At 43.5% G+C, this 25569-nt stretch carries 21 protein-coding genes; 8 read left to right on the top strand and 13 right to left on the bottom strand.

Annotated elements, in window-relative coordinates; all coding sequences use genetic code 11:
- Positions 1 to 123: 123 nt before the first annotated feature.
- The 5 genes from JO154_RS18325 to rlmD form a co-directional block, all read right to left on the bottom strand.
- The gene (locus JO154_RS18325; protein WP_291948186.1) at positions 124 to 1227 is read right to left on the bottom strand and encodes an endonuclease/exonuclease/phosphatase family protein; all 1104 of its coding nucleotides are present in this window, start codon (positions 1225 to 1227) and stop codon (positions 124 to 126) included.
- Positions 1228 to 1298: 71 nt separating this feature from the next.
- Positions 1299 to 2387, bottom strand: coding sequence for an endonuclease/exonuclease/phosphatase family protein (locus JO154_RS18320; protein WP_291948184.1), 1089 nt, complete (start codon positions 2385 to 2387; stop codon positions 1299 to 1301).
- A 66-nt stretch (positions 2388 to 2453) separates the two neighbouring features.
- Complete coding sequence (locus JO154_RS18315; protein ID WP_291948181.1) at positions 2454 to 3386, bottom strand: rhomboid family intramembrane serine protease; 933 nt, start codon at positions 3384 to 3386, stop codon at positions 2454 to 2456.
- A gap of 54 nt (positions 3387 to 3440) precedes the next feature.
- Entirely contained in the window at positions 3441 to 4253 is an 813-nt protein-coding gene (locus JO154_RS18310; protein ID WP_291948180.1) for a rhomboid family intramembrane serine protease, read from the bottom strand.
- Positions 4254 to 4271: 18 nt separating this feature from the next.
- Positions 4272 to 5687, bottom strand: coding sequence for a 23S rRNA (uracil(1939)-C(5))-methyltransferase RlmD (gene rlmD / locus JO154_RS18305; protein WP_291948178.1), 1416 nt, complete (start codon positions 5685 to 5687; stop codon positions 4272 to 4274).
- A 63-nt stretch (positions 5688 to 5750) separates the two neighbouring features.
- Here rlmD and JO154_RS18300 point away from each other — a divergent pair, with 63 nt between their 5' ends.
- From JO154_RS18300 to JO154_RS18290, 3 genes are all read left to right on the top strand, one after another.
- On the top strand, positions 5751 to 7151 hold the full coding sequence (locus tag JO154_RS18300) for a TlpA family protein disulfide reductase (protein WP_291948176.1): 1401 nt from the start codon (positions 5751 to 5753) through the stop codon (positions 7149 to 7151).
- 266 nt (positions 7152 to 7417) lie between these two features.
- Positions 7418 to 8044, top strand: coding sequence for a porin family protein (locus tag JO154_RS18295; protein ID WP_291948174.1), 627 nt, complete (start codon positions 7418 to 7420; stop codon positions 8042 to 8044).
- A gap of 183 nt (positions 8045 to 8227) precedes the next feature.
- Positions 8228 to 8923, top strand: a complete 696-nt coding sequence (locus tag JO154_RS18290; protein ID WP_291948172.1) for a porin family protein — start codon at positions 8228 to 8230, stop codon at positions 8921 to 8923.
- 302 nt (positions 8924 to 9225) lie between these two features.
- Here JO154_RS18290 and metF read toward each other — a convergent pair whose 3' ends face one another.
- The gene (metF, locus tag JO154_RS18285; RefSeq protein WP_291948171.1) at positions 9226 to 10179 is read right to left on the bottom strand and encodes a methylenetetrahydrofolate reductase [NAD(P)H]; all 954 of its coding nucleotides are present in this window, start codon (positions 10177 to 10179) and stop codon (positions 9226 to 9228) included.
- A gap of 126 nt (positions 10180 to 10305) precedes the next feature.
- On the opposite strand from metF, the gene lptB reads away from it, so the two are divergent.
- From lptB to JO154_RS18265, 4 genes are all read left to right on the top strand, one after another.
- Complete coding sequence (lptB, locus tag JO154_RS18280; RefSeq protein ID WP_291948169.1) at positions 10306 to 11067, top strand: LPS export ABC transporter ATP-binding protein; 762 nt, start codon at positions 10306 to 10308, stop codon at positions 11065 to 11067.
- A 24-nt stretch (positions 11068 to 11091) separates the two neighbouring features.
- Positions 11092 to 12624, top strand: a complete 1533-nt coding sequence (locus tag JO154_RS18275) for a GH3 auxin-responsive promoter family protein (protein WP_291948167.1) — start codon at positions 11092 to 11094, stop codon at positions 12622 to 12624.
- A gap of 18 nt (positions 12625 to 12642) precedes the next feature.
- Entirely contained in the window at positions 12643 to 13392 is a 750-nt protein-coding gene (fabG, locus tag JO154_RS18270) for a 3-oxoacyl-[acyl-carrier-protein] reductase (RefSeq protein WP_291948165.1), read from the top strand.
- Positions 13393 to 13605: 213 nt separating this feature from the next.
- Complete coding sequence (locus JO154_RS18265; protein WP_291948163.1) at positions 13606 to 16626, top strand: glycoside hydrolase domain-containing protein; 3021 nt, start codon at positions 13606 to 13608, stop codon at positions 16624 to 16626.
- A gap of 102 nt (positions 16627 to 16728) precedes the next feature.
- Here JO154_RS18265 and JO154_RS18260 read toward each other — a convergent pair whose 3' ends face one another.
- Positions 16729 to 17625, bottom strand: coding sequence for an SMP-30/gluconolactonase/LRE family protein (locus tag JO154_RS18260; protein WP_291948160.1), 897 nt, complete (start codon positions 17623 to 17625; stop codon positions 16729 to 16731).
- Positions 17626 to 17786: 161 nt separating this feature from the next.
- Between JO154_RS18260 and JO154_RS18255 the strand changes: the two genes are divergently transcribed.
- Positions 17787 to 18839 carry a nucleoid-associated protein gene (locus JO154_RS18255; RefSeq protein ID WP_291948158.1) on the top strand — a complete coding sequence of 351 codons (1053 nt, stop codon included), beginning with the start codon at positions 17787 to 17789 and terminating at the stop codon, positions 18837 to 18839.
- 146 nt (positions 18840 to 18985) lie between these two features.
- On the opposite strand, the gene ricT is transcribed toward JO154_RS18255, so the two are convergent.
- From ricT to radA, 6 genes are all read right to left on the bottom strand, one after another.
- Entirely contained in the window at positions 18986 to 20476 is a 1491-nt protein-coding gene (gene ricT / locus JO154_RS18250) for a regulatory iron-sulfur-containing complex subunit RicT (RefSeq protein WP_291948156.1), read from the bottom strand.
- Between the two features lie 147 nt (positions 20477 to 20623).
- On the bottom strand, positions 20624 to 21763 hold the full coding sequence (locus JO154_RS18245) for a DNA polymerase III subunit delta' (RefSeq protein WP_291948154.1): 1140 nt from the start codon (positions 21761 to 21763) through the stop codon (positions 20624 to 20626).
- Between the two features lie 29 nt (positions 21764 to 21792).
- Entirely contained in the window at positions 21793 to 22227 is a 435-nt protein-coding gene (locus tag JO154_RS18240) for a hypothetical protein (RefSeq protein WP_291948151.1), read from the bottom strand.
- A 225-nt stretch (positions 22228 to 22452) separates the two neighbouring features.
- Positions 22453 to 22953, bottom strand: a complete 501-nt coding sequence (locus JO154_RS18235) for a glutathione peroxidase (protein ID WP_291948150.1) — start codon at positions 22951 to 22953, stop codon at positions 22453 to 22455.
- A gap of 121 nt (positions 22954 to 23074) precedes the next feature.
- Positions 23075 to 23653, bottom strand: a complete 579-nt coding sequence (locus tag JO154_RS18230; protein ID WP_291948148.1) for a ComF family protein — start codon at positions 23651 to 23653, stop codon at positions 23075 to 23077.
- Positions 23654 to 23781: 128 nt separating this feature from the next.
- Positions 23782 to 25155: a DNA repair protein RadA gene (gene radA / locus JO154_RS18225; RefSeq protein ID WP_291948146.1), complete on the bottom strand. Its 1374-nt coding sequence runs from the start codon at positions 25153 to 25155 to the stop codon at positions 23782 to 23784.
- Positions 25156 to 25569: the final 414 nt, after the last annotated feature.

The following is a 25569-nucleotide window of genomic DNA, read 5'->3' as shown; positions in this document are numbered from 1 at the left end:
CAGATACCTGTATTTTATTGGTGGATTGCAAAGATAAATATTGTTTCTGTCGCTTTGGGTGTTGGACAGGAACAACATCGGTCAGATCTGAAAATATTAAAATTTTTCATAATTCTCTTTTTCTTATTTATTAACGACATCTGTCGCTGGTTGCTGGCCTGCTATGCTAAGATTTGCAATGACAGGGTAGTGGTCAGACAGATCAGAATTAATCTTCCTAAAACTGTTGACTTTAAAATAAGGGCTCACGAATACATAATCAATTCGGAGCGTAGGCGCCAGCCCACTAAAGGTACGGCCAATCCCGATACCTTTCTGTAGGAATGCATCTTGCAAGTCCCCTCGAATCTTAAAATAAGTGTACGATGCGGGCGTGTCATTAAAATCGCCACAAACGATCACCGGATAAGGACTTTGTCGGATAAATCCTCCCACAATATCGGCCTGCTGACTGCGACGAATATACGCCTCTCTCATCTTCTGCACAATACTTTTCGTGGCTACAAGACCGGTATCTTCCTGGTTCTTTATCTTCCGAATGGCGGAATAGTCTTTCTGGTTAAACCGGTAAGACTCTAAGTGCATATTGATAATACGGATCGTATCTCCATTTCGAACAATATCCGCATAGATCAGACTTTCACTGAGTGGACCTTCACTCATTTTCACCTTATCCGATGCAATGATAGGATATTTGGAATAAATGATAGAGCCCCAATGCTGCATGCCATTCCGATTAAAATCACTGGAAAAAAAGCGATAGGGAAGTTTCATTTCGTGGGAAATATCCTCCCTGTTATTAAAATCATTCTTTCTTTCCGAGGTATAAAAATCCTGGAAGCAGGCAATATCCGGCTCCTGTTTTTTTATGAGCGCAAACATCGCCTGACGGTTATATTTGCTGTCTTTCTCTTTATAAAGTCCAAACTGGCTTACATTGTAACTCATGACCATGATGCTTTCACTTCCTGCCAAGGGTTTATTGTTGGCAGGGAGATTAAAGGCAAAATAGGCGCTGATCGATTTCCAACCCAGCAAAATTGCCGTCAATGAAAGCAAGGCATACCGATAGTTAAATAACAACCATCCCAACAGGAACAATACCAGCAAACCCAAGAGGAAAGGGAAAGCCAGTGTAAGAAAACTGATGGGCCAGAACCACGCCGGCGAGATATAGGGAGCCAGGCATGCTGCCAGGAATAATAAAACCACGGCGATGTTCAGCATTACAAAAAAGCCTTTTGTAAAAAGTCTTAAGAATCGCACCGTGTACGTACTTTGTTGAACGTACTAAGTTACTACTTTTTTAGTGACAGCCGGGCTATTACCGGGAAATGCTCTGAGTCCGCTACCCGCATCGCCTGGCAACCCAATACCTGCAACTGTTTGGAAGCCATAATGTAATCTATTCGCAGTGTTGGAGATATGTAGGACATCGTACGGCCTAAACCATTACCCGTCTTTAAGTAAGCATCCTGCAAGTCAGCAGCAACTTTTCGATAAGTATATGAAACAGGTACATCATTAAAATCCCCACAAACAATGATAGGGAAAGGGCTTTCCTGGATCAATCCTGCCAACTGCGCCGCCTGTGCAGCACGATGGGTAAAGGTCTGCTTCATTTTATGCACCAGTGGCCTTATATGAAGGTCCTTAGCTCCTTTTAAATCGCCTCCATTCAACATGTAAGAAACCAACTGGAGGGTAATCACCCGTACTGTATCGCCATTTACCAATAAATCCGCCTGCAAAAAACTACTGCCGCTGCCGTTAGTACTTACGCCACAGGGAATCGTGGTGGCCTTCAGGATAGGATGATGGCTAAATAGCGCTATGCCATAATACCAGGTATCCCAATGTATCTTGTCCTTGGTGAAGTAATGATATTCATATCCCGCCTTGATGCGAATACTATCGATATTATGCGTGTAGTCGGGCTTGTCATTGGTATAGAATTCCTGTAAGCAGAGTATATCCGCTTGGCCAAATACAATGGTATTGTACACATTGCTACGTATCGCCTTTTCTTCCGTAAAATACTTCAGGCCCATATTGCTGGTGTTGTAGGTCATTACTGTGAATTCCTTGCTGCCAGTGGTCTTTTCTAGGGAGTTTTCATGAAAAGGGTGGAAGGCCCATGTTTTTATCAAGGCCCCAACAGACAATACAATAGCTATAATAGGCAGTAACCAGTATTTTTTTCGCAGCAACAGCCATACCGGCAATAGCACCAGGTTAATAATGAAAAGAAAAGGAAATGTAAGTCCAGCAAAGCCGGCAGGCCAAAAAGAGGCTGGATTGAGATAGGGGAGAAAGATACTTGCCAGTAATGCGGCAGATAGCAAAATATTGCCAGTAAGCAGAATAATTCGGAGTAGCGTCTTCATCAGGTATTTGGGATATAGAGATTTGAGGATCCTTAAAAATACTCAAATCTCTATATTCCGAAGCCCTTAATTTTCAGATTTGCTGGCGCGGATGAGTGTTTCCTTTTCTTCTTCCGTGAGGGAAGTGATGCCGTTTTCGCTAATCTTTTCAAGTATTTCGTTCAGGCGTTGTTCCGGAACGTTACCTACCCGTTTGAAAGGAGGATTTGTTCCATCTGTAACGATGTCCGACTCATGTTGGTGATCAGGGACATTTGTCGCGCTAGCAGGATGAAACATATGAGACATTTTGTAAGAAATCTTGTTGAATCCACTACCCCAATCATGGCCTTTTTTCCACTGTGTCATGTATAACCAACCCAGAACAGCACTTCCTGCCAGTAGTGGGAAATACACCAGCTCACTACGTGTAGTAACGCGTGCGACAATCGACAAAACAAGATAAATCGTTGTAATCACCCACAGCGGAATACCACCGCCTGCCAGTAATGGGAAGATGCGATATTTTGGTCCGATAGCTGTTACGCCAATAGCAATGGCCATTACGCTCCCCGCCGCTCCCATAGCGCCTGCACCATTTATGGCTTGAAATCCAGGAATAAACTGCATGCCTAATACGTAACAAATATTACCCACCACACCGCCGAAAATATACAGCGGAATGATGCGCAGATAACCAGCCAGGTGTTGCAGAATAGATCCAAAGCACCATAACCAGACCATATTGCTGAATATTGGCCACACCTCCACATGTGTGAAGATGCCTGTTAATAATGTCCATGGACGGTGTAAAACCATGGCAGGACTCGCAGGAACAGCAAGATTACTCATAATGTCCTGATAGAAGCGCGGTTTGCCAACTTCTTCCATCTGGTAAATGACCTGTGTGAACAGTAAGAATATGAAAATGGTGAGATTGATAACGATTAACTGTGTTACCATATTCTTTCCCGCTCCCAGTGAGAGGCCCGACAATTTCTCTTTTTCGAGGGTATGCATGGTATCAAGTATTTTCAGTACAAAAATACGCCATAATCCCGTAGCATTGGCGCATTAGAATATTTTACGGTTCCAGTTACGAAGCAGCAGATAAGAGAATACGACACCACCCAGGTGAGCAATATGTGCCACATTATCTCCAGCCGAATTTTGGATTTGACTCCAGAGTTCTACCGCAATCAGGAAACCTACAACGTATTTCGCTTTTACAGGGATAAGGAAGTTCAGGTATACGTACTCATTTGGATACATATAACCGAATGCAAAGAGGATACCATAAACAGCACCGGACGCACCCATCATACTGGCATTTCTGTATTGATCCAGCAGGCGGGCAATCAGCCCTTTCGCCATGTCAATAGCCCCGTCATTTCCTTGGCCGATAGCATATTTCAGGCCATCCATGCCGTACATGCCTTCGCCAAGATGGAATCGGTTATCGATTACGGAGAAATTACCAACGGAAGGATCTGCAAAAAATGCCTGTGCTTCGTTGGCCAATTTCATATTATCATAAGTCAGCCATCCCATATAACATAAGGCCGCTCCCAATCCGCAAATCAGATAGAAGAGCAGAAACCGTTTGGATCCCCATCTGTCTTCCAGTGCAGTACCAAACATCCAGAGGGTGAGCATATTCATAAAAATATGTGCAAAATTCCCTGGCGAGTGCATAAAGATATGCGTCACAAACTGCCACGGACGGAACATGTCCGATTGCCAGTAGTGCAGCGCAAACAGGTTGCCCAGATCATAATTGAATCTTGCTAACAATGTAATCTCTACCAACCAAACCAATCCGTTAATAATTAACAGATTCTTTATTACTGGCGGCAAATGAAACCCTCTGGGTCTTAGCTGATACATTTTGGCTATGCTTAAGTTTTATTTATTTGCTCTTTTCTTCAGGAGCACCACGTTCTCAATATGGTGGGTATGAGGAAACATATCTACCGGTTGTACTTTTTCCACGGTATACATATCATCCAGCAGTGCCAGGTCTCTGGCTTGTGTGGCCGGGTTGCAGCTCACATACACGATTTTTGGCGCAGCGATTTCCAATAATTTGTTCACCAGTTTTTCGTGCATACCTGCCCGTGGCGGGTCTGTTATAATTACATCCGGCTGGCCATGATGTGCAAAGAAAGCATCATCACAAATATCCACTACATCACCTGCATAAAACTCTGCATTGTTCACATTGTTCATTGCGGCGTTTTCGCGTGCATCATCAATGGCTTCCTTGATCAATTCAATGCCTACTACTTTCTTCGCCTGACGGGAAACAAAGATGCCGATGCTGCCAGTACCGCAATATAGGTCATATACAATCTCGGAACCTGTCAGTCCTGCGAAGTCGCGTGTTACTTTATACAATACCTCTCCCTGATAAGTATTCGTCTGGAAGAAGGATTTAGGTCCGATTTTGAAAACAAAATCTTCCAGTTTTTCTTCTGCATATCCTTTTCCAAAGTAAACTTTAGGATCCAGGTCGAAAATGGAATCGTTCTTTTTCGGGTTGATAGTATATAATACGGTGGTGATAGCCGGAACTGTTTGCAGGAGATGATCCAGCAAAGCAATTCTGTTGGCCTTATCCTCATGATGGATCACCAGGTTTACCATGATTTCACCAGTAGTACACAAACGTACAACCAGGTTACGCAGCCATCCTTCCTGTAAACGTATATCGTAGAAAGTGAGGTCGTGAGCGATGGCGTAATCCCGGATGGTGTTGCGGATAAGGTTTACTGGTTCCTGCATCAGATAGCAGGTGTTGATGTCCAGTACTTTATCAAACAGTTTTGGAACGTGAAAACCCAAAGCCGGTCTTACTGGGATTTCCCCGTCATTGGCTTTGATTTCCTCATTAGTGAGATATGCTTTGTTACTAAAGGTAAACTCCAGTTTGTTGCGATAATGCTCTGTATGTGCAGAACCCAAGATAGGACTCATTTCTGGCAGCTCGAGCTTTCCGATGCGTTGTAGATGGTCTGCTACCTGCTGCTGTTTGTATTCCAGTTGCAGCGAATAAGGCATCATTTGCCATTTGCAGCCACCGCAGGTGCCGAAATGCGCACAAAATGGCGTTACGCGTTTATCCGAATAGGAATGGAAATGAACGACCTTTCCTTCGGCCCAATCTTTTTTATTCTTACTCAGACGAACGTCTACTACGTCGCCAGGCACAACGCCCCCTTCGATAAAAATTACCTTTCCATCCTGACGGGCCAGGGCCTTACCTTCTGCTGCATATGCAGTTACCGGTACCTTTTCTAAAACAACATTTTTTTTCCTCACGGCTGCAAAGGTACAGTGATTTTGAGATTTTGGGGTATTTTTACGAATAGTTAGAAATATCCTATGCGTAGACTGCTATTATTGCTTATTTCCGCCCTCGCCATCGCCGGCCAGACCATGGCCCAGGGCTATCAGTTGACAATTAAACTGAAAAATTACCACCAGGGAAAGATTTTCCTGGGGCACTATATGGGTAAAAGTACCTTCCTGGCTGATTCCGCTGAAATCAATGCTGCCGGAACCGCTGTCATCAAAGGCAAAACTCCGCTGAATGCAGGGATTTACCTGCTGGTAATGCCCGATAAACAGCGATATGTGGAAACCCTCATCGATAAAAATCAGGTGTTTGAAGTAGCCTTAGATACTACTGACCTTGTCAATAAAACAGTTTATAAAAACTCTACCGATAATGAACTGTTTCTGGCATATAATAAATTCCTCGGCAGCCACGATGAAGAAGGAAGAGCCATACAGGAACGTCTGAAAGCAGCTAAAACAGCAGCAGATACCGCAGTTGTACAGCAAATGCAGACCGACTTTATGAAGAAGATCAATGATTACCGGAATAAATTCATTACAGATCATCCTGGTAATATCCTGACCACGATCTTCAAAGCAATGAAGGAGCCGGAAATTCCACAACGCCCGGCAGGAGAGGATTCTACCTTCGCTTATCGCTATTTCAAAGGGCACTATTGGGACAATGTGGACCTCACTTCTGAACGATTGGTACGTACCCCGATCCTGGAAGGCAAGCTGCAAAAGTATTTTACCCAGTTGGTAGTGGCGATGCCGGATTCTGTTATTGCTGATTGCGATGCAATGATTGCCCGTACCCGCAAGAATAAAGAGGTATTCAAATTTGTACTTTGGTGGCTGACCTATAATTATGAATCTTCTCCTTATATGGGAATGGATGCCATTTTTGTACACCTGGTAGAAAAATATTATGTATCGGGCCAGGCATTCTGGTTAAATGAAGAGCAGTTAGGGAAGATTGTTAGCCGGGCTTATGCGATTGCTCCTAATTTGATTGGGCAACAGGCCGCACCACTGGAATTGAAAGACACGGCCTCTAAACCTGTATCGTTATATAAAACCCAAGCAAAATATACGGTGCTTGTATTCTGGGATCCCACCTGTGGCCACTGTAAGACGGAAGTTCCTCGCCTGGACTCCGCCTATAATGCCCGTTGGAAGCAGATGGGAGTGAAGATGGTGGGTATTAAAACGGAAGGCTCCAAGGAAGAATGGTTAGGATTCATCCATCAGCATCATTTGGCCGGCTGGATTCATGTCTCAGACCCAGAGTCTACCAGCAATTACCGTCGCCTATATGATGTTTATAGCACGCCGGTTGTCTACCTGCTGGATGAAAAGAAGAAGATTGTAGCGAAGCGACTAGGCGTGGAGCAATTGGACCAGTTCCTGGTCCGAACGACAGAAAATACTCCCGCTAAATAATGAAAAGCCACCCCAAGGGCGGCTTTTCAATTTATTGATTATCAATTATTTAAACAAAAATTTAACAGCTTTGGCATAGTCTTTGGTTCCCGGAGAGTGAACCAAATCATATCCTTTATGCTCCAAAAACAACATTTTTCTTCGAATAAAATCAGGTATGATGAGTCTGTAAGTACTTAAACAATTTATGCCAGCCATTGTATATACAGCAGGCAATAATCAATTGGAATTGAAGTAATAATTCAAAGACTACAAAATCGAAAAAAATGAAAAAGTTGTTATTATCGGTTGTGGCATTGTTAATAGCCAGTGTTTCCTTTGGGCAAGCAAAATGGGGAATCCTGGCAGGTCCCAACTTTTCGGGTGTGACTTATCAAAATCTTGGATTCCTTCCTACAGGAAGTAAGGAACATAGTAGTATTGTTACCAATTTCAGAGGTGGTATTACAGTGGATATTCCATTGGCAGATGAATTCTCTGTTGGTACAGGATTGCTATACGCCGGTAAGGGAGGTAAGTTCAAGAATTCAGATGTTAAAGTAAATCTCAGCTATCTGCAGGTACCTATCATGTTCCAGTTTGAACCAGAAGTGGGCAACGGTAACATGGTGTTGGGTATAGGCCCATACCTGGCAGTTGGTGTAGGTGGTAACTACAAGAATACCGCTGTGGGTACTGTAGGCGCTTTTGATGATGCCGCAGGAAATGCGAAATTAAAACGTTTCGATGCCGGTGGTACATTCCAGATTGGTTATGAAACAAAAATGGGATGCTATATTGGCCTCAACGGAGACCTGGGAATGGTAAATGTGATCGATAATAGTAGTAACGATCGCAAATTTAGAAATGCTTCCTTCGGGGTTTCTCTGGGTTATAAGTTCCACGGACGTTAATTAACTTATCTTGTGATTTAATAATATGATTATTATGGGAGACTGCCAGTCGTCGTAGACGGGCAGTCTTTTTTTATGTAATTGTTGTTTTTTTTTAAAACCTTTCTTGATAAAATTTCGTTTGTTAGCTTTGATGTTCCAACTATCAAATACAGTGACCATAAAGTCCCAAATGTCCGTTTCATGAAAATGTTTACACTTGCAGCCGTTGCTGCTTGTTTTACCGTATCCTATGCATCTGCCCAAGTGAGTATTGGTTTTAGAGGTGGATACGTGAATTCAAATCTGTCGATTAAACAAACCAGTACCCAGGTGTTAAAGCCAGGGACCAAATCTTCCGATAACTGGGGAATCGGGATGGTAGTCAATGTTCCCATTGCCAACAATTTTTATCTGCAACCTATCCTGAATTATGAAGTGAAAGGTGCAGAACTGGCCAGCATTGATAAACAACCCACTAACGCCTACACGACGGCGGCCACCAGCCTGAAATTAAAGTATCTAACGCTGCCTGTAAACTTCGTTTACAAGATACCGTTAGGAAAAGCCCGACTGGCAGTTGGTGGAGGACCATACGCCGGTTATTGTTTGAAAGCGCGGTATGATCTATCTGTTTACAATGAAGGCAGAATGATTCAGAATGTATCACAAGATGTAGCTTTCGGAAGTAGTCCCACCATTGCCAACACTAGTATGCAATTGAAAAGATGGGATGCTGGTATCAATGCCTTGGCTACTATTGAGTTTAATTCCTATGTTACGCTCGGCGCTAATTATAGCATGGGACTCCTGGATATAGACCAGTCTAGTGATCTGAGTGTTCGCAACCGTTCCTTTGGTATTTCTCTGGGAGTTTTATTAAACCGGGAAGACTGGTAAAATATTTTCGAACTATGTTCGTCGTTAATAGGAGCCGCCTAACAGTGGCTCCTTTCTTTTTTTTCAGCAGGCATAGGGGCATAGAAAAGTACATGCGTCAATATTATTGAAGGGTGTTTCCTGGGGAGGAAATACCCTTCATTGGACAGTTAAATTAAAAGTGTGACAGTTATAGGGATATGCCACTATGTATCTACATGATGGCATTTTTTATATGAAAGAAAAGCAAAAAGGGAAAGACAATTGTCCTTCCCTTCGCTTTATAAATCAAGATGATATATCGTCTAACTAAATGATTTATATTACATTATCGCTTCTACAGCGGTTCTTACCACTTTAGGTTTACCCAGTGTATAATAGTGTAAAATAGGCACGCCAAACTTTTTCAATTCCTTAGACTGGGCAATTAACCACTCTGTCCCCAATTCTTCTACTTCCTTATCCGTTTTACATTTCAGTACCTCATTGGAGAATTCTGTGGGGATATCCACATTGAAAATTCTTGGCAGAATACTTAATTGTTTCCTGGAAGTCAATGGTTTAAGTCCTGGAATAATAGGCACTGTAATCCCTATTTCCCGACATTTCTGTACGAAATCAAAGTACTTCTGGTTATCGAAAAACATCTGGGTAACCACGTAGTCCGCTCCGCCATCTACTTTACGTTTCAGGTTCAGCAGGTCTGTTTGCATATTGGGTGCCTCGAAATGTTTTTCTGGGTAACCTGCTACGCCCACGCAGAACTTCGTCTTCACACCCCCTTGCAAATCATCCTCCAAGTAAATGCCATTGTTCATGCGCACCACTTGTTCTAGTAATTCACTGGCATAGCTATGTCCGTGAGGATCTGGTTCGAAGAAAGCTTCGTTTTTAGGTGCGTCTCCTCTGAGAACTAATACGTTATCTATTCCAATGAAGGCTAAGTCAATCAACGCATTTTCTGTTTCTTCCCGGCTGAAACCTCCGCAGATCAAGTGTGGTACAGTGTCCACGTTATAATGGTTCATCAGGGCAGCGCAAATACCAACAGTACCAGGGCGTTTACGGATTTCTACTTTCTCAAAGGAGCCATCCGCCTTCTTCTTGAACATATGCTCACTCCGATGATAAGTAACATTGATATAGGCGGGCTTGAACTCCATCAAGGGGTCCAGATGCTCGTAAATTGATTCAATGCTTTTCCCCTTCAGTGGCGGTAAAACCTCAAATGAGATAAGTGTATCCTTGGCTTGGGCAATATGTTCGATTACTTTCATACAGTTGGAAGCTGGAATTTGGGGGCAAAATTAATATATCCCCTAATAAATCGCAGAATTTTGATCTTATGATAACTATAACTAGGCTAAGTGGATGAATTGTTTAATTTTGCTAAGTTTGAAAATATGGCACTAAGAATACATACAGACCAGCTTGTAAAGCGTTATGGCAACAGAACAGTGGTAAATCACGTATCTGTTGAGGTGTCGCAGGGTGAGATTGTAGGACTGCTGGGTCCAAACGGTGCAGGTAAAACCACCTCTTTCTACATGGTAGTTGGGCTGATTAAGCCGGATGAGGGGAATGTTTACCTGAACGACCTGAATATCACCAAATTACCTATGTACAAGAGAGCCCAAATGGGTATCGGCTATCTGCCACAGGAAGCCTCGGTTTTCCGTAAGCTGAGCGTGGAAGATAATATCGCCGCTGTACTGGAGATGACCAAGCTGAAAAAAGCAGAGCAGAAAGAGAAGCTGGAAGCATTGTTATCTGAATTCCGACTGACACACGTACGTAAAAGTCCGGGTGATGTACTGAGCGGGGGCGAACGTCGTCGAACAGAAATTGCGCGCGCATTGGCCGTAGATCCCAAATTTATCCTGCTGGATGAACCATTTGCAGGTATCGACCCTATCGCCGTTGAAGATATTCAATCTATTGTAGCAAAGCTGAAATACAAGAACATCGGTATCCTCATTACAGACCACAACGTACAAGAAACGTTGTCTATCACTGACCGTGCCTATCTGCTGTTTGAAGGTAAAATCCTGAAATCCGGTTCTGCAGAAGAGCTAGCAGAAGATGAACAGGTAAGAAAAGTGTATCTTGGTCAGAATTTCATCCTGCGCCGCAAGAATTACCTGGATGAAGCAGCTAAACTTTAACTTTTTTCCACTGTAATCCTATATATGAGAATTTTAAGTCCTGCAATATCACAGTTGGCCAGACTACGTATGGGGCGCATTGCGCACTTTATGCAGTACCCGGTACAAGTGCAACAGCAGGTATTCCAGAACCTTATCAGTGCAGCTCAGTATACCGAGTTTGGAAAGCAACATGGCTTCTCCAAGATCTATAAAATCGACGAGTACAAGAAAGCAGTTCCCATTCATACTTATGATACCATCAAACCCTATATCCAACGGGTGATGGAAGGACAACAAAATGTCATCTGGAATACTCCTATTAAATGGTTTGCCAAATCCAGCGGCACCACCGCAGATAAAAGCAAATTTATCCCCGTAACGGTTGAAAGCCTGGATGAATGCCACTATCGCTCCGGAAGAGACGTTCTTACTTTATATTATAATAACTTCCCGGACTCTGACCTCCTTACCGGTAAATCACTGGTAATCGGCGGAAGCCACCAGGTGAACAAATTGTCTGAAGACAGCGACTCCTACTTCGGAGATCTCAGTGCTATCATGCTTCAGAATATGCCGTTCTACGGAAACATGATCCGTACTCCAGACCTCTCCATCGCGCTGATGGATGAGTGGGAGGAGAAAATTGAACGTATGGCCAATGCCGTTATACATGAAAATGTGACCAGCATTGCCGGCGTACCTACCTGGACCATCGTACTCATCAAAAGAATCTTCGAGCTGACCGGCACAGATAACCTGGCCGATGTTTGGCCTAGTATAGAACTTTATATGCATGGTGGTGTGAGCTTCACGCCATATCGCGAACAGTTCAAAAAGCTGATTCGCAAACCCACTATGTATTACCAAGAAACCTATAATGCATCTGAAGGCTTCTTCGCCGCACAGGATGTTATAGGCGAAGAAGGATTGCTCCTCTTCCTCAACCATGGCATATTCTATGAATTTATGCCGATGGAGGAACTAGGTAAGGAGAATCCGCGCACACTCCAACTGCAAGAAGTGGAACTGGGTAAGAACTACGCCCTGGTTATTAGTACCAATGGCGGTTTGTGGAGATACCTGGTAGGCGATACCATTCAGTTTACTTCACTGTTGCCATACAGGATTAAAGTGAGCGGACGTACCAAATCGTTTATCAACGCCTTCGGGGAAGAGGTAATCGTGGAAAACTCCGATATTGCAGTAGCAAAAGCCTGTGAAGCAACCGGTGCTATCGTGAATGATTACACGGCCGCTCCAGTTTACTTCAGTGATAAAGGGAATGGTGGCCACGAATGGCTCGTGGAATTCGACAAAGCACCAGATGACCTGAATAAGTTCATCCAAGTGCTAGACTCGACACTCAAATCAATCAATTCTGATTACGAAGCCAAACGCCATAAGGATATTGCGCTCCGTATGCCAGTTGTACATACACTGCCACAAGGAACCTTCTGCGAATTTTTGAAAAGCAAAGGGAAACTAGGTGGCCAGCATAAAGTACCACGACTCAATAACGACCGTAATTACCTGGAGGAAATCCTCCGCTTTGCGGCCACTAATATGAATGCTTAAAAACCTATCAACAATACAATGAAATTACTGGAGAACAAAGTAGCGATTGTAACTGGCGCTAGCCGTGGCATCGGAGAAGCTATTGCCTTGAAATTTGCCGCACAGGGCGCTCATGTGGCCTTCACATATGTAAGCTCCGACGAAAAAGCCAAAATCCTGGAAGAAAAACTGCAAGCGTTCGGTGTTAAAGCCAAAGCTTATAAGTCCAATGCCGGTGTATATGAAGAATGTGAAGTACTGGTAGCAGAAGTGCTGAAAGAATTCGGTTCTATCGACATCTGCGTAAACAATGCAGGTATTTCCAAAGATAATCTGCTGCTTCGTTTAAGCCAGGATCAGTGGGACGATGTGATGGATATCAACCTGAAAAGCGTGTACAACATGACCAAACAGGTGATTCGCCCAATGATGAAGGCAAAAAGCGGTTCTATTATCAACATGAGCTCCGTTATCGGTATCATGGGTAATGCAGGCCAGAGCAGCTATGCCGCTTCTAAAGCAGGTATCATCGGTTTCTCTAAATCTATCGCACAAGAGCTGGGCAGCCGCAACATCCGTTGCAATTCCGTTGCTCCTGGATTTATCGAAACAGATATGACCAGCTACCTGAAAGAAGGAGAAGCTGCTTCTAATTATATCTCGAAAATTCCTTTGGCAAGATTCGGTACTCCTGAAGATATCGCTAATGTGTGCCTGTTCCTGGCTTCTGACCTCAGCAGCTATGTGACTGGCCAGACCATCAGCGCATGTGGTGGATTGTGCATGTAATCTTCTAATAAACTATACTGCCAGTCGTCCTTGCCCAGCGGGCAGTGACGACGAAAAAGATAAAAAATGAGCGTGACGTCGGCAGACGTCACGCTCGTTTTTTTGATACAGCTTTTTATTTATAGCCAGGGATTGTATTTTAGGGCTTCAGTGAACAGACTTTATCCGCAAGACGGATATATTTTCCATATTTTGAAATTCAATATTTCTTACATGCTACAGCAACCATCTCACTCCCGATTCATAAAAAGAGGATTGATAATGGCAGGACTCAGCTTCGGACTGTTTGGGACTACCTTCGCCCAACAACTGAAATACACTGCCGGCAACAATTCCTGGAATCCCGACTCTTTGGGCAACCATCGGGTAGTGGTCACTTTTAACGGCACCGGAAATGCAGCTAGGGTAGTCATTCCATGGCGCCGCCGCGATGAGAATCCGGAAGCAAAACGCATTATCATCCAGGATGCAAAAACAAAAGGAAAGGTCACCAATACGAAAACCCTTTCCATCAACCGTGAACAAGGGGATATCGTATTTGAACCTACTTCAGGAAAAGGAGAGTACTACATCTACTACATGCCTTATAAAAATGAAGGCCGCTCCAATTATCCTAAAGGAGTTTATCTAGCACCAGAGGAAACCGCATCTTCCAACTGGTCACAGGCTATTCCTGCCAACCTGAAACCCAATGCCACTGTTAAGGAAATCGAATCTGTGGATGCTTTCAATAGCTATTTCCCTATGGAAGTCATTGCCACAGCAGCAGAGAAGAAGGCATTACTCCTGAAACATCCCGGCGCAGGATACCTGTTATTCCCGGAAGACAGAGAGTTTCCCATCAAAATGACCGATGAGCTGCCACAGCGATGGATCCAAAAAGGACCGTCTCAATCCTTCAAAGGCCAGGCGGATAAAGGAGAATACTATGCTTTCCAATTAGGGATCTACGCGCTGAAAGGGTTGAACGATGTGAAAATCACATTTTCTGATCTGAAAACAGCCGATGGAAAAGCAATTCCGTCTTCCCAAATCAGTTGTATTAATACTACTGGTACTACCTACGATGCTCGTCCGTTTACCAACCAGGTAAATATAGAGGAAGGTAAAATCCAGGCACTCTGGTGTGGTATTGATGTACCGCAACAAGCGCAGCCAGGCAATTACCTGGGAATTGTGACCATCAAACCGGAAGGCATGCCTGCAATGCCTGTGCGTGTATACCTCACCGTTACACCGAAGCTGGCTGTTAACGGAGGCTTCAACGAACCATGGAAACAAACCCGCCTGAAATGGCTCAACTCCACACTGGCACAAGATAACGCAGTGATTGCGCCGTACACACCACTGGTGCTGAAAGATAGTGTTATCAGTCTGCTCGGCAGGAAGGTAGGTATCAACAAAGATGGTTTCCCGTCTCAAATACAAACTTTCTTTACACCAGAAATGACGGAGATGACGGATAAACCAAGGAATCTCCTCACAGAAGCTATCCATTTCCACTTTATCAGTGCAGGCGATGGCAAAGACCTCAAATGGCAAAACCAAGGTTGGAAAGTGCAATCGCAAGATGCAGGTAAAATTACCTGGAATGCGCTGAATACGGCTCCTGGTCTGCAAATGGAAGTGAATGCGGCAATGGAATTCGACGGTTATATGGAGTTCACGGTGAAAGTGACCGCTACAGACGAAGTGAAGCTGAAAGACGTAACCATGCATATTCCGTTCGAAACTTCTGTGGCGAAATATATGATGGGCCTGAATCAGAAAGGGGGCCTGCGTCCGGAGAAAATCGACTGGAAATGGGATGTGAAAAACAAAAACCAGGATGGTGCCTGGGTAGGTGATGTCAATGCCGGTCTGCAGTTCACCCTGCGTGATGAACACTATGTACGACCGCTGAATACTAACTTCTATCTGCAGAAACCTTTGCTGCTGCCAACTTCCTGGGGGAATGATAATAAAGGAGGGATTACCATCGGCCTGAAAGGCAAATCTATTCTCGCCAACGCATATACTGGCGAACGTACGATGCACAAAGGCGATGTGTTATATTATAACTTCCATCTCATCGTTACACCTTTCCACAAACTCAATACAGATTTGCAATGGTCTACCCGGTTTTTCCACAAATATCAAAACTTGGATTCCATCAAGGCTACAGGTGCTACAGTGGTGAATATCCATCATGGAAATGAAATTAATCCTTGGATCAACTACCCATTCATTGAGTGGAAGAAAATGAAGGATTATATAGATGCCGCACACAGTAAGGGTTTGAAGGTGAAAATCTACAATACCGTGCGTGAGTTGTCTAACCATGCTTGGGAAACCTTCCCACTGCGTAGTCTGGGTCATGAAGTATACAGTCCTGGTAAAGGTGGCGGTTTCTCCTGGTTGCAAGAGCATGTTGGGAAAGACTACATCGCAGCCTGGTTTGTACCGGAAGATAAAGATGCTGCAATTATCAACAGTGGCATGAACCGCTGGCATAACTATTATGTAGAAGGTATGAACTGGCTGGTACAGAATGTAGGAATCGACGGTATCTACTTGGATGATGTGGCCTTTGATCGCGTCACCATGAAGCGTATCAAGCGTGTACTCACACAGGATGGTCATCCAGGCATTATTGATCTGCATTCCGCCAATCAATACAATAAATCCGATGGCTTTATCAACAGTGGCATGTTGTACATGGAGCATTTTCCTTATCTGAACAGACTTTGGTTCGGCGAGTATTTCGACTATGAGCATAATGCTCCGGATTTCTTCCTGACAGAGGTTAGCGGTATTCCGTTCGGTCTGATGGGAGAGATGCTGCAAGATGGTGGTAATCCATGGAGAGGTATGGTGTATGGCATGACGAATCGTATGCCATGGTCTGATAATGCAGATCCACGCCCTATCTGGAAAGTTTGGGACGATTTCGGCATGCAGGGAACGAAGATGGTAGGATATTGGGTAGACACGAATCCGGTAAAAACAGATAATCCACTGGTGCCAGCTACCATCTACCGTAAGGAGGGAGCTGTATTGGTATCATTGGCCAGTTGGGCGCCGGAAGATACTAACATACATTTGAATATCGACTGGAAGGCATTAGGAATAGATCCTTCCAAAGCTACTATCACAGCACCGGATGTACGTAATTTCCAACAAGGCCAAGTGTTTGGCAAAGATGCCGCTATCCCGGTTGTTAAAAACAAGGGATGGTTGCTGATAATAAAATAGATTTTTTTGCATAAACAAAACGCCCACTGCAGATGCAGTGGGCGTTTTTGTTTATCTGTCTCCGGTCCGCAGGACCGGAGACAGATAAACAAGGTCAAAAATCTAATATCTTTTTCCTGGGATTTCTACTCTAAACGTTTCCACACATTTTCTATCCTGTAAAGTAACATATACTGTTTTCCCATCTTTATCGCCGAAAGTGAGGTTGCTGCATTGTTTGCCTTTCAACGGAATTTCTCTAATCAGCTCTCCCTTTGGATTCAATATGGCAATGGTGCCTTTTCCCCATCTGGCGATATAGAGATTGCCATGCTTGTCGCACTTCATGCCATCGAAGCCATAGTCGGGAAAAGTAGCGAAAAGCGTTTTACCAGAAATGTTTCCGTCTTTATCCACATTGTACTTCCATACTTTACGTTGGATGCTCTCATTTACATAGAGCGTTTTCTCATCAGGGCTTAGTTCAATGCCATTCGTAGTGCCCATATTGGTTTCCAGTAGTACTGGTTTACGGTTTTTATCGATGCGCCAAAGTTGGCCAGTACTGTTTTTCCAGTTGGGGTCTGAGGCGAAAATCTGATCTTTCTTATTGATACAGAGGTCATTAGGCTGATTGAACTGGTCGGAATGAGCATACACGCTTATTTTGCGGTTTTTCATATCTACCATCAGCACATTATGTCCTTTGAAATCGGGGAGGAACATATTGCCTTTGCTATCGAAGTTGACGCTGTTCCCAATGCTGCTGTCGGGTAGTGTAACAAAGATCTCACCGGTACCGGTATGGGTATTGATTTTACCTACGGTGCCATCTTTCTGAAAGTTGACTACATAGAAATTCCCGGCCTTATCGAAGTTGGGACCTTCTATATTGACAGAGAACATATTTTCTGCTGTCAGGTCTTTGGCTGTGTAGAGTGGGGTAGTGGGCTTACTTTGCTGAGAGAATGCAGACAGGCTACCACTTGCGAGTAGCGCCAGCATGTATATTTTTTTCATGTGAGATTTTTTTGCTGCTTTAAAATAGTGAACAAATCCAAAAAAATTATTTTTGATTGATATAGGGAGATGCCTGTCGCTATTGGGTTCCACAACCCCGTCGATAAATTGGGACATCAACACCCATTTTCGTTGTATGGAGTTTTACTACTTTTGCCCGCATGATTCACGTTTCGGAGTTTAAAGATCTGGCACACTTGACCATTCATAAAGTGGGTAATTCGTCTAATGAGGAAATGCTGCTTTGTTCCAAGGCACCGTTGCAACTGGAGGATGAAACTATCAGTCAATTACTGATTACTTACTTCATTCAGCCATTCACAAAAACAGCGGAATTTTTCCGTTTTTTTCATGAAGCGGATTTACAACTGAATGAAATATTTCAATATTGTCGACGTATATTTGAAGACCAAAGTGAGTTTCAAGAGCAGTCTGTAAATATTGCCAAACATCTATATAAACACTCCACCCATCCCAAAATAAAGGGGGGAGAGCTCTATATAGGCTACTTTAGCAAATGTCAGGTGGATGGAGAAGAGGTCCCCGCAATCGGAATCTTCAAATCAGAAAACAGGGATACTTACCTTAAAGTCTTTCTTGAAGACGAGAATTACCAGGTAAACTATGAAGACGGCATTAATATTAATAAACTTGACAAAGGATGCCTGGTCTTTAACGTAGAAGAAGAAGACGGATATAAAGTAAGTGTGGTAGACAGTGTCAGCAAGCAAACAGAGGCTGTATACTGGAAAGATGCCTTCCTACAGGTAATGCGCCGGGAAGACAGTTATCACCAAACCGAAACAGCAGTGAACATGTGTAAGCAGTTTATCCATAATAAACTGCCCACGGAGTATGAAATGGACAGAGTAGATCAAGTGGATCTTCTGAATAAATCAGCCGCATACTTTAAAGAAAAGGAGCATTTCCAAGTAGATGACTTTGCGAATGAAGTGTTAGGACACCCCGATGCGATAGCATCCTTCCGGGAGTACAGAAATGAGTATCAGCAAGCGTATCAGCAGGAAATTCCGGATGAATTTGAGATATCAGCGCCCGCAGTGAAAAAGCAGCAGAAAGTGTTTAAGAGTGTATTGAAGCTGGACTCCAATTTTCATATCTATATTCATGGCAACCGAGAGATGATTGAGAAAGGATTTGACGAAGCCACTAACCTACACTATTATAAACTTCTTTTTGAGAATGAAGCATAGTGTATCCAAAAAGATATTTAAAAGTTTCTCATAAGCAAAAACCAATTATTAACAAAGGCTGCTCCATCTGGGCGGCCTTTTTATGTTGAGAAAGCGTTTTTGCTACAGGTCATAAAAAAAACCGGCTGCATGTGCAGCCGGTTTTTTTAGTTTTTATTATTGCTGTTGCCAGCATTGTTATTATTGTTGTTTGGATTGGAAGGCTTTGGTTTGTTTTGTTTTGGTGGTCTGCGGTCCTGTTTAGGTGGCTGACCTTGTCCTTCTCTTTCCTGTTTAGGCCCTTGTTGTTGTGGGCGGTTTTGTTGTTGATCGCGGTTAGGTCGGTTTTGTTGGCCTCCCTGGTTTTGCTGGCCGCCTTGTTTTTGTTGTGGGCGGTTTTCCTGCTTTTGTTTGTGGCGATCTTGGTGGCGGTTTTCCTGTTTGGGAGCTTGTCCTTTGGGCTCCTGTTTAGGGCCTTCGTTACGCTGGCCTCCTTGTTTAGGATGATCCGCTTTCTGTTGTTTTTGTTTGTCCTTGTCTTTCTGTTTGCGTTTCTGGACGGTTTTCTCCAGAGATTTCAGACTGATTTGTCCTACTACGTCTGCAAAGCCAAGGTCAGTTTCTTTCGGTTTGTTCACATTTACCATCTCAACGGCTTTCAGGTCGTCAGGTTTGATACCTTGTTTATTGAGATGTCTGATTTCTTTTGCTCTTTGGATGGTCAGCGGGTATTGTTTGTTGCTGCCTTCATAAGAGTACCACATCAGGCTTTTGAAGATGTCTCGTTTCTGAAGGGTGGCTACGCCGCCTGCGGTTTCGATAATATCCGCATCATCCGGGAAGTCCTTCAAGGCATCCATATAAGTATCCAGTTCATAGTTGAGGCAGCATTTGAGGCGGCCGCATTGTCCCGATAACTTTGCCTGGTTGATGGAAAGGTTCTGATAACGGGCAGCGGTAGTATTCACGCTTTTGAAATCAGAGAGCCAGGTGGAGCAGCAGAGCTCACGTCCGCAGCTACCGATGCCTCCTACTTTTCCAGCTTCCTGACGAGCACCTATCTGGCGCATCTCCACTTTAGCGCGGAATTCGGATGCATACACCTTAATCAGTTCGCGGAAGTCAACTCTATCATCCGCAGTGTAAAAGAACGTTGCTTTTCGGCCATCGGCCTGAATTTCGACCTCAGTGAGTTTCATTTCGAGCCCCAGGTTGCGGGCTAATGCCCTTGACTTTATCAGTGCTTCCTTTTCTCGGGCTTTATTATCACTCATTCGCTGCAAGTCATCTTGAGTGGAGCGACGCAGGACTTTTTTTACTTCGGGTGTATCCTCTGCGCGTCGTTTTTTCATTTGTAGTTTTACCAATTCGCCCGTTAGGCTAACTGATCCCACATCAAAGCCGCTGATTCCTTCAACAGTTACCATTTCTCCTTTATCAAAATGTTGTCTGGTAACGTTACGGTAAAAATCCTTGCGGCTGCCGTGGTTAAAACTTACTTCAATTATGTCAAATGGTGCTAAGCTATCTGCAAGTGGAATATTGGACAACCAATCAAACACATTCAGTCTGTTACAACCTCCTGTACTGCATCCTCCGTTACTCTTGCATCCCGACGGCTTACCATCTACACCCGTACCACATCCGGCACAAGCCATATTATTAATTAGTTTAAATTTTAGAAATAAGCATTTCAGGTCATTCTAATCATTAATATACAGTATTCCTGCAATAAAAACAAAAAGACGGAAAGCAGCAAAGATAAGGAAAAGGCCGAGGATATGGCCCCTAAAGTCAAACGGTTATTATATTACAGGCAAAGCTTTCTTTTTGAATATATATTGTAGCTTGATGGACAGTGCATGAAAGAGCATTTTAGCATTGGCATTACGCTCAATATGATAATAGGCATTATCAAGTGTATCTACTATCTGCTCCATTTGTTCCAGGTTGGCCAATTTTAACAATTTGGCAGAAAAGTCCATTTCGTCTTCGGAAAAGGCGAGCTGACTTCTATCTATAAATTGCAGACGGATCGTATGTTCCAGCAAATTGATAAAATACCGGAGGAATTGCTTCTGGTTTTCACGACCTGTTTTAGCGCTGGAAATGCCTTCAATCCATTCCTGCAAGGCAATTCGGTTACCAGTAAATATATAATTCAGCCAGTTACGCAGTAATTCATGGTAGTCGTCGTCGGAGTGCTGGAGGAGATAAACTGCCTCGCGGTAATTACCAGCGGTAATGGTAGCAATCTGTTGGGCCCTAGCAGGAGGTACTTTTCCACGTTCTACGAGCGACTTCACCATTTCTTCTTTGGCAATAGGATTCACTTTCACCAGGTGCGTGCGAGATAAAATGGTGGCCAGGATCTGTTCCTGATTTTCTGCTACCAAGATAAAGAGGGTATTTACAGGAGGCTCCTCGATTAATTTAAGGAGTCTATTCCCTTCATTGCCAAGGTATTCCGGCAGCCACATCAAGAGAATTTTATACCCGCTTTCGAAGCTTTTCAGGTTCAGTTTGCGGATAATATCCTGGCATTCATTGGCGGTAATATTACCCTGTTTGTTTTCCGCGCCGATGAATTGCAGCCAGTCGTATGCATTGCCGTATGGATTTGTGGAGACAAACTCCCTCCATTCGTTAATATAATCCGTGCTAACAGGTTTGTCGCCCGCTTTGCGCGGGATGACTGGGTAAGAGAAGTGAATATCTGGATGGATATATTGAGATGCTTTTATGCAGCCGGGACATTGTCCACAAGGGCCTTGCGGCTGTTTGTTTTCACAAACGAGGTACTGCGTAAATGCCAGTCCCAGCGGCAACCCACCGGCGCCTTCTGGCGCCAGCAAAATCAGTGCGTGACTGAGGCGGTTTTGCTGAACGGATTGTATCAGTTGATTGGCAACGGCAGATTGTCCTATTACGTCAGTGAAAAGCATGCCGCAAGATAATAAAAACGCTGTAAACCTTATTTCGTCAGCGAGAGGTAGCAGGTATTCTGGAATACGCCTTCGCCCTTCACGTTATTAGCTGCCTTAAAATAATAGTACCCTGTCACTGTTTTCTTTTTTGGATTTATCCGAGTAATGGTGACACTGGAAGTATCTGTTTGCAAATAATCATATCCATATGCGGTAGGGGTACGTACGCCTGCTACTACCAGTCCTCCTTGCTGTCCTGTATTTCGGGAGTATTGGTAGGTTTTAAATTGAATACTATCATTCATGAGTTCCTCATCTGGGTATATTCCATCATTAATATTAATAATGATTTTCATGCTGTCATTTATGGCTTCCATGCTAAGGTATTTGCGACCACCGCTGTCGGTTTCTTGGCGAAACAACACACTGCTAGACAGATTCAGGTTTCTGATGGTGCCTCCTGAAGATACATTGAAAACCATTTCTGGACAGTTGATAACTGGTGTATCTACTGGATTTTGACAGGACGGAAGGAAGTGCATACAAGTAAGTATCACAAGACATGGCCGTAGATACAATAAAAAATGCTTCATTGTTAATTTTACTAGGTGTAATAATACCTACCCACGGGAACGGACATACGAAACCAAGGGTAAATTTTTAGTTTACACAAAGCTGGCAAAAGGAATATGTGAGGAGGTTGAAAATTATTTCTTCTCTATAGCTGCAATCACTTCTGGCGCCTCAGGCTGTGTTTTCGGTGAGAATACAGCAACTAGGTTCCCTTTTTCGTCAAGCAGGTATTTCTGGAAATTCCAGGTTACTTCTGCCGGTTCGAAGTGTTTGGCTTTACTTTCTTCCAGCAGCCACTTGTAGAGAGGATGGATATCCGCACCTTTTACTGAAATTTTTGCTGCCATTGGAAAGGTAACGGCATATTTCTTAGTGCAGAATTCCTGAATTTCCTTGTTGGAGCCAGGTTCTTGGCTACCGAAATTATTTGCGGGGAAACCTATGATTACCAGATTGTTCTGGTATTTTTTGTAGAGTTTTTCGAGGCCTTCGTACTGGGGAGTATTGCCACAAAGGGAGGCCGTATTTACTATCAGTATTTTCTTACCCTTGAATTTGGCAAAATCAATCTTGCCACCATCTACCGCATCTACTTTGAAATCATAAATATGAGAGGCTGCGGCGGCGAAAATCATAAAAATTGATAGTATGGTTAATTTAAACATGATAGTAAAATTAGTAGTTAGCGTTAACAAAGATATGGTCGTTCAGAATACCTAAAGTTAACTAACCATTATTAAAAATTTGTTCTTTTTTTTAGCTCCAGGCATAGGCCAGGCAACAAACGCTGACATGAGCGCCTGCCTGTTGCAACGCGTGGCAGCATGCTTCCGTGGTGGCGCCTGTAGTCAGCACATCGTCTACCAGTAAGACATGTTTGCCTTTGGCTGTGGCCGCAGCTTGAAACACATTGCTAACATTTTCCCAACGTCCCGTTCTATCTTTGCGCGTTTGTGTACTGGTAGTAACGCATTTTTGCAGAAAATTATTTAAAACAGGTTTTTTGATAATGGTAGAAATGCCTTCCGCCAGGAGTGCGGCTTGATTATAACCGCGTTTTCGCTGTTTGCGGGCATGCATAGGAACCGGTACCACCGCATCAATTTCGTATATCCATTTACTTTGGAGGAGCATGGCGCCCACTTTTTTACCCATATAGACTGCCAGATCCGGCCGCTGTTTGTATTTAAACAGATGGATAAGGCGCTGCATACCGGAAGACGGCGAATAATAATAAGCTGCTGTGGCATGTTGTACCACGCATCTCCCCCAAAAAATTTTTTCGACAAGATTATTGTCCATCAGGTGAAACTGCGTTTCCGGCAGGTTGTTCATACAGGAAATACATAGTTTTTCCTGGGGGCTAGAGAGGTCAGTGCCGCAAATATCACAGCAATGAGGGTAGAAAAGATCTACCAATGGAGTTAACAAACGGGATATCATAAATACAATGGTTAAGCAGATTAGAATAGCTGTTGGTAGACTTCCTCTACTCGACCCACAGCAATCACTTCGATATTGAATTTACTGAAATCTATTCCTTTCTTGTTGTATCGGGAGATGAATATTTTATCAAAGCCCAATTTTTCTGCTTCCGCAATACGTTGCTCTATCCGGTTGACGGCACGTATCTCCCCACTTAATCCTACTTCTCCAGCAAAACATACTTTGTTGGGTAGTGCATTATCTTCATAGGAACTCAGCAACGCACATAAAACAGCTAGGTCGATGGCTGGATCTTCCACACGAATACCTCCAGCAATATTGAGAAACACATCTTTGACGCCGAAATGGAAACCGCCTCTTTTCTCCAACACTGCCAGCAAGAGTTGTAGTCTGCGCAAATCAAAACCAGTAGCAGTACGTTGAGGCGTACCATAAACGGACTGCGTAACCAGTGCTTGCACTTCCACGAGGAGTGGGCGCATACCTTCCATGGTAGCGGAAATAGCGACACCGCTCAACAAATCATCTCGTTGTGAAATGAGAATTTCAGACGGATTGGTAACTTGTCTCAGCCCGGTACCAGTCATTTCATAAATGCCCAATTCGGCAGTTGATCCAAAGCGATTTTTTATCGTTCGTAAGATGCGATATGCATAATGCTGATCGCCTTCAAACTGCAGTACTGTGTCTACCATGTGCTCTAAAACTTTCGGACCTGCAATAGAACCATCTTTGGTGATATGCCCGATCAAGAAAACTGGCGTATTGCTTTCTTTTGCAAATCGTTGGAGTTCAGCAGTTGTTTCTCTAATCTGGGAAACGCTGCCGGGAGCGGATTCTATGAAGGGTGATTGTAGTGTCTGGATAGAATCTACGATCACCAGTTGAGGTTGTAGTTTTTTAATTTCTTGGAAGATGGTTTGTGTAGATGTTTCCGTTAGCAAATAAAACTGTTCATTAGAAGCACGGATGCGATCCGCTCTCATTTTGATTTGCTGTTCACTTTCTTCTCCACTGATATAGAGTGTTTTAACATCTTTCAGTTGCAGTGCATTTTGGAGGAAGAGTGTAGACTTACCGATACCTGGTTCACCACCAACGAGAACGAGGGAACCGGCCACGATACCGCCTCCCAGCACGCGGTTGAGTTCATTGTCGGGAGTCAGTAATCGTTTTTCAGCGATGGTTTGTACCTCCGACAGACTAATAATTTTTTGCGTGCGCGCAAGTGGGTTATCATTCGTTTTCCATTCCTGTTTTGCAGGTATATCTTTTTGAATGCGTTCTTCAACGAAAGTATTCCATTGTCCGCAACTTGGACATTTACCATTCCATTTAGCAGATTCGTATCCACAACTTTGACAGAAAAAAGCGGTTCTTATTTTACTCATAATAGTATAAAAAGAGAGGGTACAAGGTAAGGAGATTTCAAAAAAACGGGGTGTGGGAATTCCTAAAATGAGAAAAGAGCCAAACGGAAGATTCCGCTGACTCTTTCTACTTACTAACCCATTAAATTCAGGTCTAAATTACTAAATGGCTTCAGAATAAAAAAGTTTATTTAATCGATGTGAATAACTTTTGATGTATTTTTCTAATGTTAGAAAGTGGCTGCCATCGCTTGTTTGAGCCAGTATTTTGGTCCAATATTACTTTCAATGACAAGCCATAAAATGTTGATAAATAGGGTAGCTGGCATGTAAAATTGTATATGAAATCTGGGTAATCTCAGGGACTACTACGACTGACAAATAGGCTGGTTTTTGCGCAAAAAAATTTCAATTTCGCCAATATGGCAGTGTTAA

It is taken from the genome of Chitinophaga sp. (assembly GCF_019236475.1).
Classification (GTDB): Bacteria; Bacteroidota; Bacteroidia; order Chitinophagales; family Chitinophagaceae; genus Chitinophaga.
The sequence above is the reverse complement of the archived record's forward strand: the minus strand, read 5'-3'. Positions and strand labels throughout refer to the sequence as shown.